A 14,472-nucleotide genomic window follows, 5' to 3' on the forward strand; every position below is an offset into this window, starting at 1 on the left:
TCCGGCAATGTGCCGGGGTCAAATCCCCCTAGCCCCAGAAAGGCTTCATCAATGGAGTAGACTTCGACATCTGGACTAAAAACATGAAGGGACTTCATCACGCGCGATGACATATCCCCATACAGCGCAAAATTTGATGAAAAGACCACCACCTTATTTTGCTTCATCAGATCTTCGTATTGATGCGCCGGTGCTCCCATAGGGATGCCTAAGGCCTTGGCCTCCAGAGAACGGGCAATTACACAGCCGTCATTATTGGATAGCACCACCACGGGCTTGTTATTCAAGGAGGGCTGGAAAACACGCTCACAGGACGCGTAGAAATTATTGCAATCCACCAGAGCATAAAATGATGGAGTGTAGTGAGAAGTCATCCGACTTGTCGGGTAACCCCGGTCACGACACCCCAGATTTCCAGATCCTGATTGTCCGTAAATTCGATTGGTTCGTAGACATCATTTTCGGGCACTAACAGGGTCTTGCCCTGCCTCCTGATGAGCCGTTTAACCGTAAAATCACCATCAACAATGGCGATGACAATCTTGCCGTTCACCGGCTCAAGGCTACGATCAACCACCAGAACATCATTGTCATGAATGCCGGCCCCTATCATTGAATCTCCACGGACACGGAGAAAGAATGTCGCGGTGGGATGTTTAATCAGGTGTTCGTTCAGATCAAGATGCTTTTCCAGATGGTCGTCTGCGGCAGAGGGAAATCCGGCCGCCACCCGGCTACTGAACAACGGCAGGGGAATATGCTTCTTCTGGATATATTTCATCGTCTGGTCAGCCATATTGACAGAGAACATATAGTGAACAATAATATATGGCAAGGAGGCCGCATTATTGCAGGGTTATAGGGTTATTTGTTTATGGCTGAAGTAACATCCCAAGAGCAAAACGCTATTCCGGATCTGAATAATGTGGGCTTTGAGGCTGATCTACTGTGTCTTTGCTGGGGTGATACGGAGCACTCCATGCCGGTATTCTGCCGTTATTTTCTACCGGTGGACGGTAACACGGCTCCCCTTCCCCCCACGGCGGATACATGGCTTTCGTCAGCGCACTTTCATTATTTCTTTCTATGGCCACTCTATCCTGTTTTGCAAAGCAAAGCTTTGATCTTTCAGGATTGCGCCTTGCTTCCTGTAAAGACCCCTGCCCTGCAAGCTTCATTGCAAAACGCTCAGGAGGGAAAAAAGAGTCCCTTGCAGCCGGAGACGAAAGAGTGAATGAGTTTTTTAATCCTGAGTTGGATGCAACCCTGACAAGGATAGAGGTGATTGTTTATGCTTGAAGATGGCGGAATGGAGCAGGCGAGCATCCATTTGGAACTGTGTTTTGCGTCAGCCATGCATGCTCTTGAATATTACTTCGCAGACTCGCAGAAAGGGCCCACCTCTACTGTGACACATTATAGAAGGAGGGCCTTGTATATCGAGGCGGAGGAGGCTCACCAGAATATTATTTCCCTGCAGGTCACGCTTAGTCCCTTGATTTGGTTAAAACCTATGATGAAGTCCCCCTCCCCTCTGGTTCAGTTGGAGCCACAAGACCGACAGGAAAATCATCCAGGGGTCATCGATCATGCACCAAAATGGGAACAAGCAATTCCTTCAAACAGAAATATCTATTATGACAAAGCGATGAAATATGCCGAGAGATCAGGTTCCCTGTATGCAAGAGCGGTTTATACTGCTCGTGACGCTGAAAAACTGTTTAAAAGAGCGGCGCAAGGAGATGAGAACTCTGATGCTCTGTTAAGAGAAGCAACGCAGGAAGCTGATAAAGCTAGCGCCCTGTTTAAAGAGGCCGCACAGGAAGGTGAGAAAACTGACGAACTGTATAGGAATCTGGAAGCAGTGGACAGCTAAGGATTCTGGAAGCGGGTGAATACTATTAAGATGCTGCGTATTGGCGAACCATGATTGAAGTGACGTTTGCCGGCATGATTTATATGGTCAGCCTTATGGGTTGCTATGATGGTGATACATGCACCATTCGCTTTGAAAACTCACCGGCTCCTATAGAGGTGCAGAAAATACGCTTTGCGGATTTTGATACGCCGGAGATTAAAGGCAAGTGCGATCGGGAAAAGGAACTGGCTATCAAGGCAAGGGATGTCACCCGCGCCTATATGCAGGAAACAGGCAAGATTACCCTGAGCGGTAAGCGGGGCAGGTATGGCCGGCTTCTTTCTTATGCGCCAGCCCTCAGGCAACGTCTGATTGAAGAGGGGCTAGGACGGCCTTACGATGGTGGAAGGCGCATGGGTTGGTGTTAACTGCTCGCCAGTATTCACGCAAGATTCTATATACTTAGCATGCGTTCCAGAACTTTGTTGTTCCCTACAAGGTACTCCTCCTGTTACATAAGTTTACTAACATTCAGGGTGGACCAATTAATTGGCGTCAACTCAAACTGATTCCCACTTTGACAATCGCACTGGTGAGGGGTTAGGGTAAATTATGTACGCGCTTCTATTTTTTATGATCCAAATCTATCTTTGGATGTTCCAAATTATAATCGCAATAGGTTTAAAGCTTCTTGAATATTCCATAATAATATCCATCAAGATTCTTGAAGTATTTCTACCTATTATTGCGAAGTCGGTGTCCTGGATTGCGGTGTTGATGGGAAAAAGGATCAAGAGACTCATTGGTGTTGGGAAAAGCACAAGTGAGGATGAAAACCTGCAGTTGGAATTTGGGGTGAACAATCAATCAAAACCCCCATTAAGGTTAAATTTGATTCCAATAATATTAGGCCTACTAGCATTCATTATTACGTGGGAATTAGGAAGGGGACAAATTATGTTGCTTCCAATAGATGACTTTTTCAAAGGGCTGGTGATTATTGTGTCATCTTATATAGTCTTTATACTAGTAAAGAAATTCTTCCACATGAGATCAATAAAAAAATATATAGCTCAAAACTGATTAGCTAAAACAGATATAGATAAAGTTTAAGTGTACCCAATATGGAAATAACAACCCATCTTCAGCAGCTTTATTCAGAAATGCCCGGTATTTTCGGTTTCATTCTTCTTCTGAGTATTGTGTACTTTCTTGTTGATCTAGCATCTTACATAATAGGCCTAGCTGTAGGCTTTTTTCTCCAATCAATAGGTTTTGGGAAAAGAGAAGATGAGAACACAATAGCCTCGTAGAAGGAGGGTGTTTAAATGCTTATATTCGATGGAATCAATTCGGAAAGTACCGTAGCGGAAACGTACCTCCAAAATGTATCTCTAATCCTTGAAAGTAGGCCCATCGACTTTCCTGACTTAAGGCCTCCACAAAAAACCTTAGGTGCTAATCAGTTGTGATTAGGTGAAACGTAGTCCTACAGAGAAGATTGATCGTTTAATCGTTTCAGAGATCAGATAATTTCCGTTCATCTGTTCTTAACCTTTCCCTTACTCCTTCAATAAATCCTACTGCCATAGCACGTACTAAAAGGCAAGTTATTAACAAAACTCCTATAGTCTGTAGGTCAAATTCCTGAAGGTTAAACAAAGAGACGCCTAGAAGTTTAATTATACCATCTACATACCATACTCCCATCTCGTAAACCCATGACCATATGACAATAATTTGTTTATCAAATGTCTTTAAATATTGTTGAGATGCTGCCTTGAATTGGGTGTCACTACGCTGCCGATTTGGTGTGGTAACCCTACCTTGATTCTGCGCCTGACTTTGAGAATCATTAACCCGTCGGTTGGTTCTTGTGTCCGTATCTTGTTTTTGTACCTGAGTATTGGCGACCTTAAGCCGTTTGTAGACTTCAGTGTCCTTGAGAGCCTCGTTGTACTGAGCATAGAAAAAAGGTGTGTTCCCAGAGTTATCCAATAATGTAAGATCTGATCCCCGATCCAGCAATAATTCCACCACCGCTGGTGTTTTACTGCTTTGCGCAGCTACGTGCAGGGGTGTCCAGCCATCTACAGAACGGGCACTTAAGTCAGCCCCGCGATCTAGTAATAGATCCACCACTGCTGGAGTGCTACGGCTAGCCGCCCAATGCAGGGGCGTTCCTCCATTTTCGTCATCACGAGCATCTATATCAGCACCACCATTGAGAGCCGACTCAACATCGGCTACCGTGGCCGTAAGCCAAAACGTTTTATTCAGCAACACATTACCCTGTGCCTGAATAGGAGAGTGCAAGACAGAGAAAAAAAACAGACACCCTAGGAAAACATTCACTCTGGTTCTCATATATATTTTCCTTCCATAATATTTGTCTTATCTTCCTTCATGCCGTAAAAACAAAAAATCTCCACTATATTCGAGAACAGCACTCATTGCTTCATAGGTTTCCTTTTTAGTTGATCTAAACGGCTCAGTTATAGGGGTAAGATCGCAACACCCATCAACTATTGGCGGCTTGATTCTCCCTCCCACCTCCAACGTGATTGGAGATTTCTATCAGTCGGACTTTAATTCCATTAAAGCTTGAAAACTGTTTGGGATAAAAACCTTATCACCCGGATTTTTTGATATTAATTCCATTCCTTGAAGATATTTTTGAGACAACAATATTTGAGCTACGGAATCTTTATCCAGAGTTTCCATAAGCAGTTTTATGTAATCGCTTTCAGCCTCTGCAATCATACGAATTGCTTCTGCTTGCGCCTTTGCTTTTAACTTAATAGCATCCGCTTCACCCGTTGCCTCGGAAACGAGCGCCCTCTGGCGTCTTTCCGCTGACATTTGTTGCAACATCGCATCTGCTGTTTCTGACGAATAATCCAATTCCTGAACTTCGACCCTGCTCAGCGATATCCCCCAATTCCCTGTTGCTTCGGACAGAGCAGCAGAAATACTCTCGTTTATGTTCTGTCGCTCTTTAAGCAAATTATCGAGCGCCCGCCTGCCAATTTCAGATCGCAATGCATTTAGGGCTATATCACCCAGAGCACGGGGCATATTGTCAACCTCATAAACGGCTTTTTGTATGTCTATAATTCGATAGTAAATTGATGCGTTCGTTGAAACAGTCACATTATCTGAAGTTTGGCATTGACGCCGGGGCGTATCCAGTTGTTGCTCTGCCAACTCAATATACTCACCATCTCTATTGGCAAACGCTCCCCAATCACTAACATTCTTGATTTCTTCAATAAAAGGCAGTTTGAAGGCTATGCCTTCCCTTTGAACACGGTTGAATTTTCCAAGCCGTTCAATGACCAATGCCTGATTCTGGGGAATTGTATAGAGTAAACTCATTGCTTTCCTCTCAAAGTAATAATATTAGAATCGAAGTCTGAGATACGATAAGACTCGCCCTCTTTTACTTCTTCATCCGTTTCAAAGCGAAACACCTCCCCCTCAACTTTGGCAAAATAATTGCCATCAATATTAACTATCTCAGCAAATTTACCAATTAATGCATCCTGCCTAGCTGTGTATTTTTTTGGCGCAATAAATGAGTGTATTATTGGCTCCACAAAGCGCCGCCACACCATGTAGTATAAAATCATAAATAGAAAATAGATGGCGATATAGAGGGGGATGCTGTACTCCAAAGGAGCACCAATATAATCAACCGCAACATAGGTGAGCAGTCCAAGTGCTATCCAAGAAGCAATTTCTGACGCGATCACTATATCAATTAGAAAGAGGCTAATACTTGCTAATATTAGGTAATGTGTCATGCCACATTTATATAGGCTTTTATAATAGTATCCAAAATAGCCTACCCCTCTTACAGACTTTTACATCTACTACACTCGTACAGAGATTCTTATCAGGATTGGATGTCGTTAAGCCGCCAATAGGCTTTAGTAGCAATGAGACCCTTATTAATCCAAGCGTAGTAAAATGGCGTTTTTCCCGATTTGTCCCGCACAGTGCCATTTGCTCCCCGATCCAGCAACACATTTAGTACATCTGGTGTTTGGTTATATAGTGCTGCAATATGGAGAGGTGTTGATCTGGTCTTTTCAGTACGGGTGTCTATATCGGCTCCCCGTTCCAGCAACAGTTCCACCACTGCCGGTGTTTTGCTTTGTTCTGCTGCAACATGCAGGGGTGTGTAGCCATCTATAGCTCGTGAATTTATAGCGGCTCCCCGGCTTAGTAACAGTTCTACCACCATCGGTTCGGAACTATAGCCGGCGGCCCAGTGCAGAGGCGTTCCTCCATTTTTTTCATCACGGGCATCTATATCGGCCCCACGTTTGAGAGCGGCCTCTACTTCAGCAACACTGGCTGTCTGCCAAAACGACTTATCAAGCAATACATTAGCTTTTGCCTGAAGGGGAGAGTTGAAGGCAGACAATAGAAGAAGACACCCCAGAAAAATGTTCAATTTGTATATCATCTTTGATTTTCCTTCCATAGGTCAGGTCGCTCAATGAGTAATTTCATATATCCATATTGCCATTCAACCGAAATTCAAGCAAGGGAAGTCCTCACTCAGATATAGTGTTGAAATGGCAAAAATTTATTTGATGGGGATAAAACGCAGTGAGTAAGATAGATTTCCTAGTTGGTGGTGGGAGAAACCCTATTTCTGATTGAATTTAGTAGGAGCATCCCTCTGGGTCTTCCCGTGATTCTCCCCAATGAATTTGTTCCACTATAAATGTCATCAAAGATATTCCCAAACTGAACCAGAACCTATCATGAACTAAATTTCGAACCAGACCTGTTGATGGTGGCAACTCATTAGGTCTTACCAGAGGTATGATTATGCATTAAGAGTGAAAAAATTCGAATAAATTAATTGAGTAGCAAATATACCTTTGAAAAATAGGCACAGTTAGAAACACGATGCAGATTTCCCCAGCCCTTTTGATTACATTGTTGGATTTTCTTTATTTTAGGGCTTCAGGGGATCGTCACTATCATTGCCGATGCTTGAACCGTTCATAACAGCCATATTTATCACCAATTTCTAGGCCCCCGTGTCCCAAATGGGTGAGCGTCTCTAAGCCGATGATAGGTCATGGTGTTCTTATAGCGACCCAGTCGATAAGATAAGTCATGCGGTGTAAATCCGAATTCATCGCTGGTCCGCAACGCACCATTGGCTCCGTAATCCATTAGCATTTCTATCACAATCGGCAATTGGTCTAATACCACAGCAGCATGCAGTGGCGTATACCCCAGTTGCGGGTCGGGGACATTTATATAGGCCGCTGCCCCACGGTCCAGTAGCAATTTCACCACAGATGGTGCTTTGTTCCTCATGGCGGCTAACAGGACCGTTTCTCCTGCAGTACTACGGGCACTTATATCGGCACCGTGGTCCAACAACAATTGGACCACTGCTGGATTATTGTTATATGCTGCCGCCCAATGTAGGGGTGTTCCCCCACCTTCATAGATCGTATTGACATCAGTACCAGATTTGATGGCAGCTTCCACTTCCGCCACTGTTGCTATTTTCCAAAACTCTGCAGCCTCTGGGGTTTGAGCATCGAAAAAAGGTGTTTCTGGGGGTCTATACTGCACAGTGCTTTCTGCCTCAAGGTCTGTTTTTTCTTCCTGCTCTGTGCTTTCTGCCTCAGGGTCTGTTATTTTTTCCTCCACAATTGGTTGGTTGTTTACTACAGTAGTTGGGTTACTTACCACAGTAGTTGGGTCCTTTTTCCGATCTACTGCACAATCTTGATTGTGCGACTGAAGTCGCAAGTAAGGCTGGGTTCCCTTTAGAGCTTCGTTGGTCTGTGCATAGAAAAAAGGTGTTTGATCCGAATTATCCAGCGCCTGACATTCTGCTTCCCATGATAACAGCATCTCCACCACCGCTGGTGTTTTGCTATAGGCCGCAGCAAAATGTAGGGGTGTTAATCCATCCTCGGTGCGGGCCTCAATGTCTGAAGAATAGGCGAGCAACATTTCCACTACCGCTGGTGTTATGCTATAGGCTGCGGCAAAATGCAGGGGGGTAGATCCATCCTTTTTGCGAGCGTTAATGTCCGCACCACCTTTTATGGCTTTCCTTAAATCCGCCAAAGTCGCCGTTTCCCAAAATACTGGATCCAGCAACATTTTTCGCGCCTGCTCTTGCGCCTCTTTTCGCGCCAGCTGTTGTGCCTCTTTTCGCGCCTGCTCTTGCGCCTTTTTGCGCGCCTGCTCTTGCGCCTGAATTGTAGCGGCGTTAAGCCGCAGAAAGGCCTTTGTACCCTTTAGAGCCTTATTAGTCTGTGCATAGTCAGATGGTGTTTTTCCTGATTTGTCTTGAGCTACATCGTCAGCCCCATGCTCTAGTAACATATCCACTAAACCCGGAATTTGGCTCTTATCTGCCGCCAAATGCAGGGGTGTCTTTCCATCCATATCGCGGATATCAATATTGGTCCCACTGTCAAGTATCAGTTTTAACATTGACACAGTTTCAGTTGTAGACGAAGCCCAGAACCGCGGATTCAACAATACATTTCTCTTAACATTTCTTTCTGGGTGTATTTGCCGGCCTCCAACACAGTCTTTGTTCTGTGCCAAAAATTGTCGAGAGACTAGAGTGCCTTTCAGAACTTCATTGTCCTGAATAAGGTCAAATGGTGTTTTTCCCCCTTTGACTCGTGCCGTGCAATCGGCCCCCCAGTCAAGTAACAGTTTCACTACTGCTGGAGTTTTGCTATTTTGCGCCGCAACATGAATGGGCATCCAGTCATGTTCCGCGCGGGCATTTATATCGGCCCCCAAATATAATAACAATTCTACTACCTTCGGTGTTGGGCTAAAGCCAGCCGCCCAGTGCAGAGGTGTTCCTCCATTTTCAGCATCGCGGGCATCTATATCGTTCCCACTCTTGATAGCGGACGCTACCTCCGCAGCCGAGGCCGTATGCCAAAATGTTTTATCCAGCAATACATTTTCTTTCGCCTGAAGCGGAGAGTGCAGGAAAGACAAGACAAGCAGACACCACAGAACCGCTATAGGTACTCTAAAATGAAGTGATAGAAAAATATCCACTTTTGTTCTCAAGCCTCATTCTTTGGGTTGGCTTCTTCAAAGATGGCTTTTCTCGTCAAGCCATATAGAGGCACGGGTCTATAAGAGTATTACCACCGAGGAGCAAAAGTAGTAGTCTTTGGTCTCTGAACAGATTCAGGCAACTGCTCTGTGGGTAAAACCCGATTGCGATTATCGGCAACCTGCAATCGACACGTTTCACCAGCCTGCACAATCCTGTCTCCTTCCAGAAACTCCTGAGTAAAAGTAATCTCCTGACCTTCGTCAGTCAGTATTGAATACTCCAATCCCTTACGTGTTCCTCTAGACTTTCCAATAGCCTCACCAACAAGCGCACCTCCGAGAGCACCTGCTATCGCGCTTCCCGCTGATGCAATATCCTGACCCGAGCCGCTACCTACAGTTTTACCTGTGACATGTCCTAAAAGTCCTCCGGCAAGTCCCCCAAGTGCCTGACCTTGCTTCTCAGCGTCATCATCGCGGATGGAAATCTCACGCACTTCAAGTACACGGCATCGCTGAACCGCTTTGGCGACACCTACCTCACCTGACCTATAGAGGGATTCACCTATCTCAGGGCCACCGCCACAAGCAGAAACACTAAAGATCAACACGGTCATTAAAGAAAAAACTCTTAGGTTCAATGTCATTATTATTATACTCCAGCTCTCAGAAAAAACTTCTGAATAACTTATCTGCATATTATTGGAATATCAAACAATAAATATTTACATGTGCTGGTGGTAGTATCTTAGTTTGAGTATTTTATCTTTTCAGCCCTGTTCTTTTCTTCAAAGTTCCTTTCTGATGCGTCTGCCCGTTTCCCGCAGCCATGCGAAACGCCTTTACTGAACTGCCCCTATCAGCAGGTCAGGTTTGAAAGTGAGTGTATGGCCGGGTGCAGTGCTCCCCTTCTTTGGACCACCGGAGATTAGCATTTCCGGTTTCTTGCAGTGCTACCCTTCTTTGGACCACCGGAGATTAGCATTTCCGGTTTCTATCAGGGTGACGCGCCGGATGCGTCACCTGATACCACGAGTGTGATCGGGGGTTTATACAATCCGAGGTGCAGCTTGCAACGAGAAGGGTGAAAATTACAAGGTACTAGAAGACTGTACTAAAGCCATAGAGCTGTATGGTTCAGGAGAACTAGGAGCTGCAATGGCACATACGATTCGAGGTACGGTGTGGGCTAGAACAGACGAACATGACAAAGTAATTAAGGATTTTGATTCAGCTCTTGGGCTTAAGCTAGAAGGTAAAGTAACTATACATTAAAGCGCTGTAACTTTAACTCTCAAATCAACAGACAAGTTGGCTGAAAAAAATGAACTAATGGAAGCGCATCGTGATCAAGGAGAATTTGACACGTGGTTATCTAGGATTGAAAAGGGACAAAATATATTTGATAAAATTAATAAATATGTGCATCTCTTCATAGATTATTTTCCATAAGTGACTCCAGTCTTGTTTATGATGAAATTCTAGAACGTCTTACTAAAGAAAATAGAAGACATTGCATCAGGTTGAGGTATTTCCAACAGCTTTAGGGTAATATATATATAATATATTTGACTTCAAAATATCTTATAATTTAAAATTAGACTAATGAGATAATAATTTTTAGGATTAGTTCCATGAGTGATGATGATTCAAATAAACCATTGACCAAAGAAGACCTTCAAGGCATAATTTTCAAATGGGTAGTTGTTTTAGGAATAATTCTCGTTGCACTATATTTTATTTTTTCGCCATTCCAACAGTGCATAAGACAAGTAGGTATTAAAAATTATATGGAAAGTCCGGGTCAATACGTGTGCCGCTGGGCATCATGGTAGGTGTGAGTTGTCCCCATCAACACGTCCAGTTTGAAAGTTAGTATATGACCTTTCTAGGTAAGCTAGGATCACATATTCCCTGACACTCAAGGTGGACCAGTTAAATCGGAGGATCACGTTGGCAGCCGTTCAACCAGATGGTGGATGACCAAGGCCGTATCCGCGGCGATGTCCTGCTTTTGATCATCAGGCATGAGATCATCCATATCAGCTTTGAATGCTACATTATCGACTCTTGAACGAAGCCGGGCTTCAAAATCTTCACGGGAGAGTGGCTCCGCACCCCTATTCTCTCTAAGTTTGTTCAACGCTTCGATTACCCACTCCGGGTCAGCTATTCCTTCCCGGATAGCATGTCCAATGTCAAAGAGGTCACGACCCCGGCTCCGCTCGTAGAGAGCGTTCATTTTTCTGCCGATGAGTTCATGAACGTTTGGTATCGGCACGATCGCATTGCCGGAATGCCATGATGATGACATTTCATAAGGCTTCTTCTCCAGACCGAATACATGATCATGGTCCCGTGTGTTGATTTCTATTTTGAGTTGGACGGGTTTTTTCGGATTTTCCTGCGACGGCAACCGGTAGTAGAGTTTGTAAATATAGCTTTTGCTCTTGCCGCGCTCCTGCCCCTCCCGTACAGGCTTGTTAAGCCAGGGGTCAAGACCGAAGCGTATAGCGTCAATGGTCGGGGCGAGGTCTTTGTCCCTGACCTGAATGAGGTCAATATCTTCGGAGAAGCGGGAGGGCTTATCCATGTGGATCTTGTTGAGCGCTGTCCCTCCGATAAAGTAGATTCGGTCCTGAATCTCCGGGTGGGAAAAAATATCCGCGACCGCACGGGAGACGACCATGTCCTGTTCTACCTGCCGAGGATCAGTCCATGGTGTCTTTTCCGCCCACTCCTCTATTTGCTCGGGGCGTATCATGTCAGGATGGCTCATAGATCAGGGTCCAGTTCATGGTTGATGTCGAGCTTCCAGCCATCATCGACAATCCGCTGCAGGGGCATTCCCGGCTGCAGGGGAGTCACCGTCTTCGCTTGCGATTTTACATAATCCTTGAGTGGTACCGCTCTTTCGCCATGGCCCGTGTACTCCATCACATGGCCGAGACGCTGCGCCCAGGTAACGGGTGCAGTCGCTGCCGCCTTTACTAGAAGGTCTGGGTCTATCCGCTCTCCCATTTCCGTGATGATGGTGGCCACATTATCGATACCGGCGGCGCGGTGTGCGTAACCGACAAGGTCAATGGCGGTTGCCTCCGGTGTTGAGGTGACGATCGGGAGCGGGGCACGCGTCAGGCTGATGTTCTCTGTCGGGATATGATCCAGCTGCTTGCGGACAACAAAACGCACCCTGATACGGCCGCACCGGAGCATGCGCCGCGGACGTTCCACCATCACCTGGAATACCATTGGTATCTGATGGGATGCGCCATGAAAATCAGATGCGGTCATCAATCCGGCATAGTAGTTGAGGCCGAGATGCTCCATCAGCGCAGGAATAAATTCTGTGGCCGGAAGGCAGCCCCATATTCTTGTGTAGCGCTCTTTCAGGATGACGTAGAAGTTATGAGCCGGGTGCGCGATCAGCTTCTCCTTGCCGAGCCGGTAGAGCGCATGACGGATCGCTTCCGGGCTTGCGCTCAGAGCGTCGCGGGCTTCTGCGGTCGTGAAATGACACCGTCCGGACCGGCTGAGATCATCGATATAGTCGCGGGCATAGGACATGGGCATCGTCATACGCTCTTCTGCTACATTATGCAAATGGCTTTATTGTGAGGCCATTAATGTGAAAACGGCAGTTTTACTTATTGAAAAGGGGTGACCTACCCCCCACCAGCCTGCACTTTGGGCGCTCCTGGCGCAACGTCGGCGGTCGGTAAAGGGGTTTTAGTACCCTTTTTCTTGATATTCAGATAACGGCAGAGCAAAAGAGCCGTATAGGGGATGTCGGAATTGGCCTCTTTATCATCTTTCTGTCCGGATGAGCGTGAGAGCCTTGCATGCATCCTAATGCGTACGAAAATTGAGACCAAACCGAAACTTCAATGTGTTCAATTGCATCCTGAACTGGCTCCATTTAACTGGTTCAGTTTGAAAGTTAGTTTATGACCGTTACTTGATTAGTGTGGGGTACATCTTCACTAACATTCAGGGGGACCAGTTAAATGGGGAAGGGTCAATTCGGTATTGATTAGAACCTCCGATGGTTTGTTTATGGTACTATTGATTGATGGCTGAAATTACATCTGAAGAGCAAAACTCAATTACTGACCTGCATAATGTAGGTTTCGAGTCTGGACTGCTCTTCCTGCGCTGGAGCGATGCGGGTAATGACCTGCCAGTGTCTTCACGGTACTTGCTACCTAAAAAGACCAGCTCTGAGCCACCTCCCCGCGCGGCGGGTCCTTGGCTTACGTCAGAACACTTTCATTATTTCTGCCGATGGCCACTCTTTCCGGTTTTCCGGAACAAAGCCATGATCTTTCAGGATTGCGCGTTCCTTCCGTTTAAGCCCCCCGGCGTTTCAAAAGAAAAGTTGAAGAAGCTGTTTGACGAGATCATTCACCATATAAACTCCGGTAGCATCTGATGGCGTATATGCTTGTACGAATAGGGCGCATAGACGGGACAATTAGCTCAAGGCTTGATCTTGGAAATACATTTGTGACAAAGGGAGAGGCAAACGTTTATGCGGCCACTTTGCCACAGAAATCATTGAGCGAGACCTTTAAGTATATGGTTTATAGGAAGCTTAATTGAAAGGAGTTAGATAATGTTAAGGGAAACTGTTTGAGGAGATCCTTCACAATATAACCTCCAGACCTGACGGAGCTCTTTGAGTAATAACGACAATATGGCCAAGCCCAAAACATTAGGCTTGCCGTTTTATATTTTGAGTTGGGATAAGGGTTCCCAAGAGATCAAGCTCAACCCCCTACCCTAGCCCCTATATATCGCTTATCCCGGATATTTGTGATGCAGCATCTCAAGAGATTTGTCAGGAATACGGCAAAACAAAACCGAAAAAACTGCTAGTATTGAACTCTAATATTTTTTCTCTATATAAAGTGTGCCCTGTTTAGGGTGAAGCAGATTAGTTATTGAAAGATTTTGAGGGTAGATAGATTGTGAAAAGAAATAACCCGCTAAAGCGTATGGGCCGCTATTTTAGGTCAAGAAAAATCGGTATATCCCGCCCTATGCGCGGAGGGTGGATACGGCTGGGGGATGAACGGAACCTACTTAGCGAGGAGGCAATATTAAAGATGAGAGAGACAAAACAGTCCGATACCCCTGCCCTCGTTTCTGATAAGAAAAATGGAAATAAAGAGAATTAAACCCCATGAATATGGCATGAGGCCTTACCCTTTCATAATAATTAGTGTCATAAAAATCGTTTTTTCCGCCCCTTGAAATTTCCACCTTAGCATCCCACATCAACATAATGAGGCAGGTGCCTTACGGGCCTCCCTTAAACATAGTGATTGATGAAACATTGCTTCAAAGGAGAATGATATGAGCTATTTTGATTTTACACCTCTTTACAGGTCTACAGTCGGCTTTGACCGCCTTGCGCCTTTTTTTGATACTCTGACCAAAGGTGGCGATAATGCCGGGTATCCGCCCTATAACATTGAGCGGACCGGTGAGAATGACTATCGCATCACCATGGCGGTTGCCGGTTTTGAGGA

Annotated in this window: 16 protein-coding genes; 6 read left to right on the top strand and 10 right to left on the bottom strand. The window is 45.4% G+C overall.

The features are described 5' to 3' along the window. Both V6Z81_09430 and umuD read right to left on the bottom strand, forming a co-directional pair. The coding region (locus V6Z81_09430; protein ID MEG9862684.1) for a hypothetical protein at positions 1 to 374 on the bottom strand (374 nt) is incomplete at its 3' end. Next, positions 371 to 835 carry a translesion error-prone DNA polymerase V autoproteolytic subunit gene (umuD, locus tag V6Z81_09435; GenBank protein ID MEG9862685.1) on the bottom strand — a complete coding sequence of 155 codons (465 nt, stop codon included), beginning with the start codon at positions 833 to 835 and terminating at the stop codon, positions 371 to 373. The genes V6Z81_09430 and umuD, both read right to left, overlap by 4 nt. 39 nt (positions 836 to 874) lie before the next feature. On the opposite strand from umuD, the gene V6Z81_09440 reads away from it, so the two are divergent. From V6Z81_09440 to V6Z81_09450, 3 genes are read left to right on the top strand one after another with little or no spacing between them, the layout of a single operon-like run. Then, on the top strand, positions 875 to 1,234 hold the full coding sequence (locus tag V6Z81_09440) for a hypothetical protein (GenBank protein ID MEG9862686.1): 360 nt from the start codon (positions 875 to 877) through the stop codon (positions 1,232 to 1,234). 57 nt (positions 1,235 to 1,291) lie between these two features. After that, a complete protein-coding gene (locus tag V6Z81_09445) occupies positions 1,292 to 1,876 on the top strand; it encodes a hypothetical protein (GenBank protein MEG9862687.1) in 585 nt (194 codons plus the stop codon). Positions 1,877 to 1,926: 50 nt separating this feature from the next. After that, positions 1,927 to 2,286: a hypothetical protein gene (locus V6Z81_09450; GenBank protein ID MEG9862688.1), complete on the top strand. Its 360-nt coding sequence runs from the start codon at positions 1,927 to 1,929 to the stop codon at positions 2,284 to 2,286. Between the two features lie 1,090 nt (positions 2,287 to 3,376). Here V6Z81_09450 and V6Z81_09455 read toward each other — a convergent pair. The 6 genes from V6Z81_09455 to V6Z81_09480 all read right to left on the bottom strand — a co-directional run bounded on the left by V6Z81_09455 (position 3,377) and on the right by V6Z81_09480 (position 9,555). Beyond that, positions 3,377 to 4,225: an ankyrin repeat domain-containing protein gene (locus V6Z81_09455; protein MEG9862689.1), complete on the bottom strand. Its 849-nt coding sequence runs from the start codon at positions 4,223 to 4,225 to the stop codon at positions 3,377 to 3,379. 210 nt (positions 4,226 to 4,435) lie between these two features. Next, a complete protein-coding gene (locus V6Z81_09460) occupies positions 4,436 to 5,236 on the bottom strand; it encodes an SPFH domain-containing protein (GenBank protein MEG9862690.1) in 801 nt (266 codons plus the stop codon). Then, on the bottom strand, positions 5,233 to 5,664 hold the full coding sequence (locus V6Z81_09465; GenBank protein MEG9862691.1) for a hypothetical protein: 432 nt from the start codon (positions 5,662 to 5,664) through the stop codon (positions 5,233 to 5,235). The genes V6Z81_09460 and V6Z81_09465 overlap by 4 nt, the downstream gene beginning before the upstream one ends. 92 nt (positions 5,665 to 5,756) lie before the next feature. Beyond that, positions 5,757 to 6,332, bottom strand: coding sequence for an ankyrin repeat domain-containing protein (locus V6Z81_09470; protein MEG9862692.1), 576 nt, complete (start codon positions 6,330 to 6,332; stop codon positions 5,757 to 5,759). A 566-nt stretch (positions 6,333 to 6,898) separates the two neighbouring features. Further along, positions 6,899 to 8,947: an ankyrin repeat domain-containing protein gene (locus V6Z81_09475; protein ID MEG9862693.1), complete on the bottom strand. Its 2,049-nt coding sequence runs from the start codon at positions 8,945 to 8,947 to the stop codon at positions 6,899 to 6,901. A 77-nt stretch (positions 8,948 to 9,024) separates the two neighbouring features. After that, positions 9,025 to 9,555 carry a hypothetical protein gene (locus tag V6Z81_09480; protein ID MEG9862694.1) on the bottom strand — a complete coding sequence of 177 codons (531 nt, stop codon included), beginning with the start codon at positions 9,553 to 9,555 and terminating at the stop codon, positions 9,025 to 9,027. 1,017 nt (positions 9,556 to 10,572) lie between these two features. Here V6Z81_09480 and V6Z81_09485 point away from each other — a divergent pair. Further along, positions 10,573 to 10,773, top strand: a complete 201-nt coding sequence (locus V6Z81_09485) for a hypothetical protein (GenBank protein ID MEG9862695.1) — start codon at positions 10,573 to 10,575, stop codon at positions 10,771 to 10,773. A gap of 113 nt (positions 10,774 to 10,886) precedes the next feature. Here the strand turns inward: V6Z81_09485 and V6Z81_09490 are convergent, their stop codons facing one another. Continuing rightward, positions 10,887 to 11,717 carry a nucleotidyl transferase AbiEii/AbiGii toxin family protein gene (locus V6Z81_09490; protein ID MEG9862696.1) on the bottom strand — a complete coding sequence of 277 codons (831 nt, stop codon included), beginning with the start codon at positions 11,715 to 11,717 and terminating at the stop codon, positions 10,887 to 10,889. Then, entirely contained in the window at positions 11,714 to 12,268 is a 555-nt protein-coding gene (locus V6Z81_09495) for a type IV toxin-antitoxin system AbiEi family antitoxin (protein ID MEG9862697.1), read from the bottom strand. The genes V6Z81_09490 and V6Z81_09495 overlap by 4 nt, the downstream gene beginning before the upstream one ends. Between V6Z81_09495 and V6Z81_09500 the strand changes: the two genes are divergently transcribed. Together V6Z81_09500 and V6Z81_09505 are read left to right on the top strand one after the other, a co-directional pair. After that, on the top strand, positions 12,212 to 12,556 hold the full coding sequence (locus tag V6Z81_09500; protein MEG9862698.1) for a hypothetical protein: 345 nt from the start codon (positions 12,212 to 12,214) through the stop codon (positions 12,554 to 12,556). The genes V6Z81_09495 and V6Z81_09500 overlap by 57 nt on opposite strands. 454 nt (positions 12,557 to 13,010) lie before the next feature. Then, complete coding sequence (locus V6Z81_09505; protein MEG9862699.1) at positions 13,011 to 13,370, top strand: hypothetical protein; 360 nt, start codon at positions 13,011 to 13,013, stop codon at positions 13,368 to 13,370. The last annotated feature ends 1,102 nt before the right edge of the window (positions 13,371 to 14,472 follow it).

Source organism: Parvularculales bacterium (assembly GCA_036881865.1).
Classification (GTDB): Bacteria; Pseudomonadota; Alphaproteobacteria; order JAPOUT01; family JBAJNM01; genus JBAJNM01.

Coding starts and splice junctions, on each gene's coding strand:
- V6Z81_09440 (MEG9862686.1), top strand. CDS start 875: ATGGCTGAAGTAACATCCCAAGAGCAAAACGCTATTCCGGATCTGAAT.
- V6Z81_09445 (MEG9862687.1), top strand. CDS start 1,292: ATGCTTGAAGATGGCGGAATGGAGCAGGCGAGCATCCATTTGGAACTG.
- V6Z81_09450 (MEG9862688.1), top strand. CDS start 1,927: ATGATTGAAGTGACGTTTGCCGGCATGATTTATATGGTCAGCCTTATG.
- V6Z81_09455 (MEG9862689.1), bottom strand. CDS start 4,225: ATGAGAACCAGAGTGAATGTTTTCCTAGGGTGTCTGTTTTTTTTCTCT.
- V6Z81_09460 (MEG9862690.1), bottom strand. CDS start 5,236: ATGAGTTTACTCTATACAATTCCCCAGAATCAGGCATTGGTCATTGAA.
- V6Z81_09465 (MEG9862691.1), bottom strand. CDS start 5,664: ATGACACATTACCTAATATTAGCAAGTATTAGCCTCTTTCTAATTGAT.
- V6Z81_09470 (MEG9862692.1), bottom strand. CDS start 6,332: ATGATATACAAATTGAACATTTTTCTGGGGTGTCTTCTTCTATTGTCT.
- V6Z81_09480 (MEG9862694.1), bottom strand. CDS start 9,555: ATGACCGTGTTGATCTTTAGTGTTTCTGCTTGTGGCGGTGGCCCTGAG.
- V6Z81_09485 (MEG9862695.1), top strand. CDS start 10,573: ATGAGTGATGATGATTCAAATAAACCATTGACCAAAGAAGACCTTCAA.
- V6Z81_09490 (MEG9862696.1), bottom strand. CDS start 11,717: ATGAGCCATCCTGACATGATACGCCCCGAGCAAATAGAGGAGTGGGCG.
- V6Z81_09500 (MEG9862698.1), top strand. CDS start 12,212: ATGAAAATCAGATGCGGTCATCAATCCGGCATAGTAGTTGAGGCCGAG.
- V6Z81_09495 (MEG9862697.1), bottom strand. CDS start 12,268: ATGGAGCATCTCGGCCTCAACTACTATGCCGGATTGATGACCGCATCT.
- V6Z81_09505 (MEG9862699.1), top strand. CDS start 13,011: ATGGCTGAAATTACATCTGAAGAGCAAAACTCAATTACTGACCTGCAT.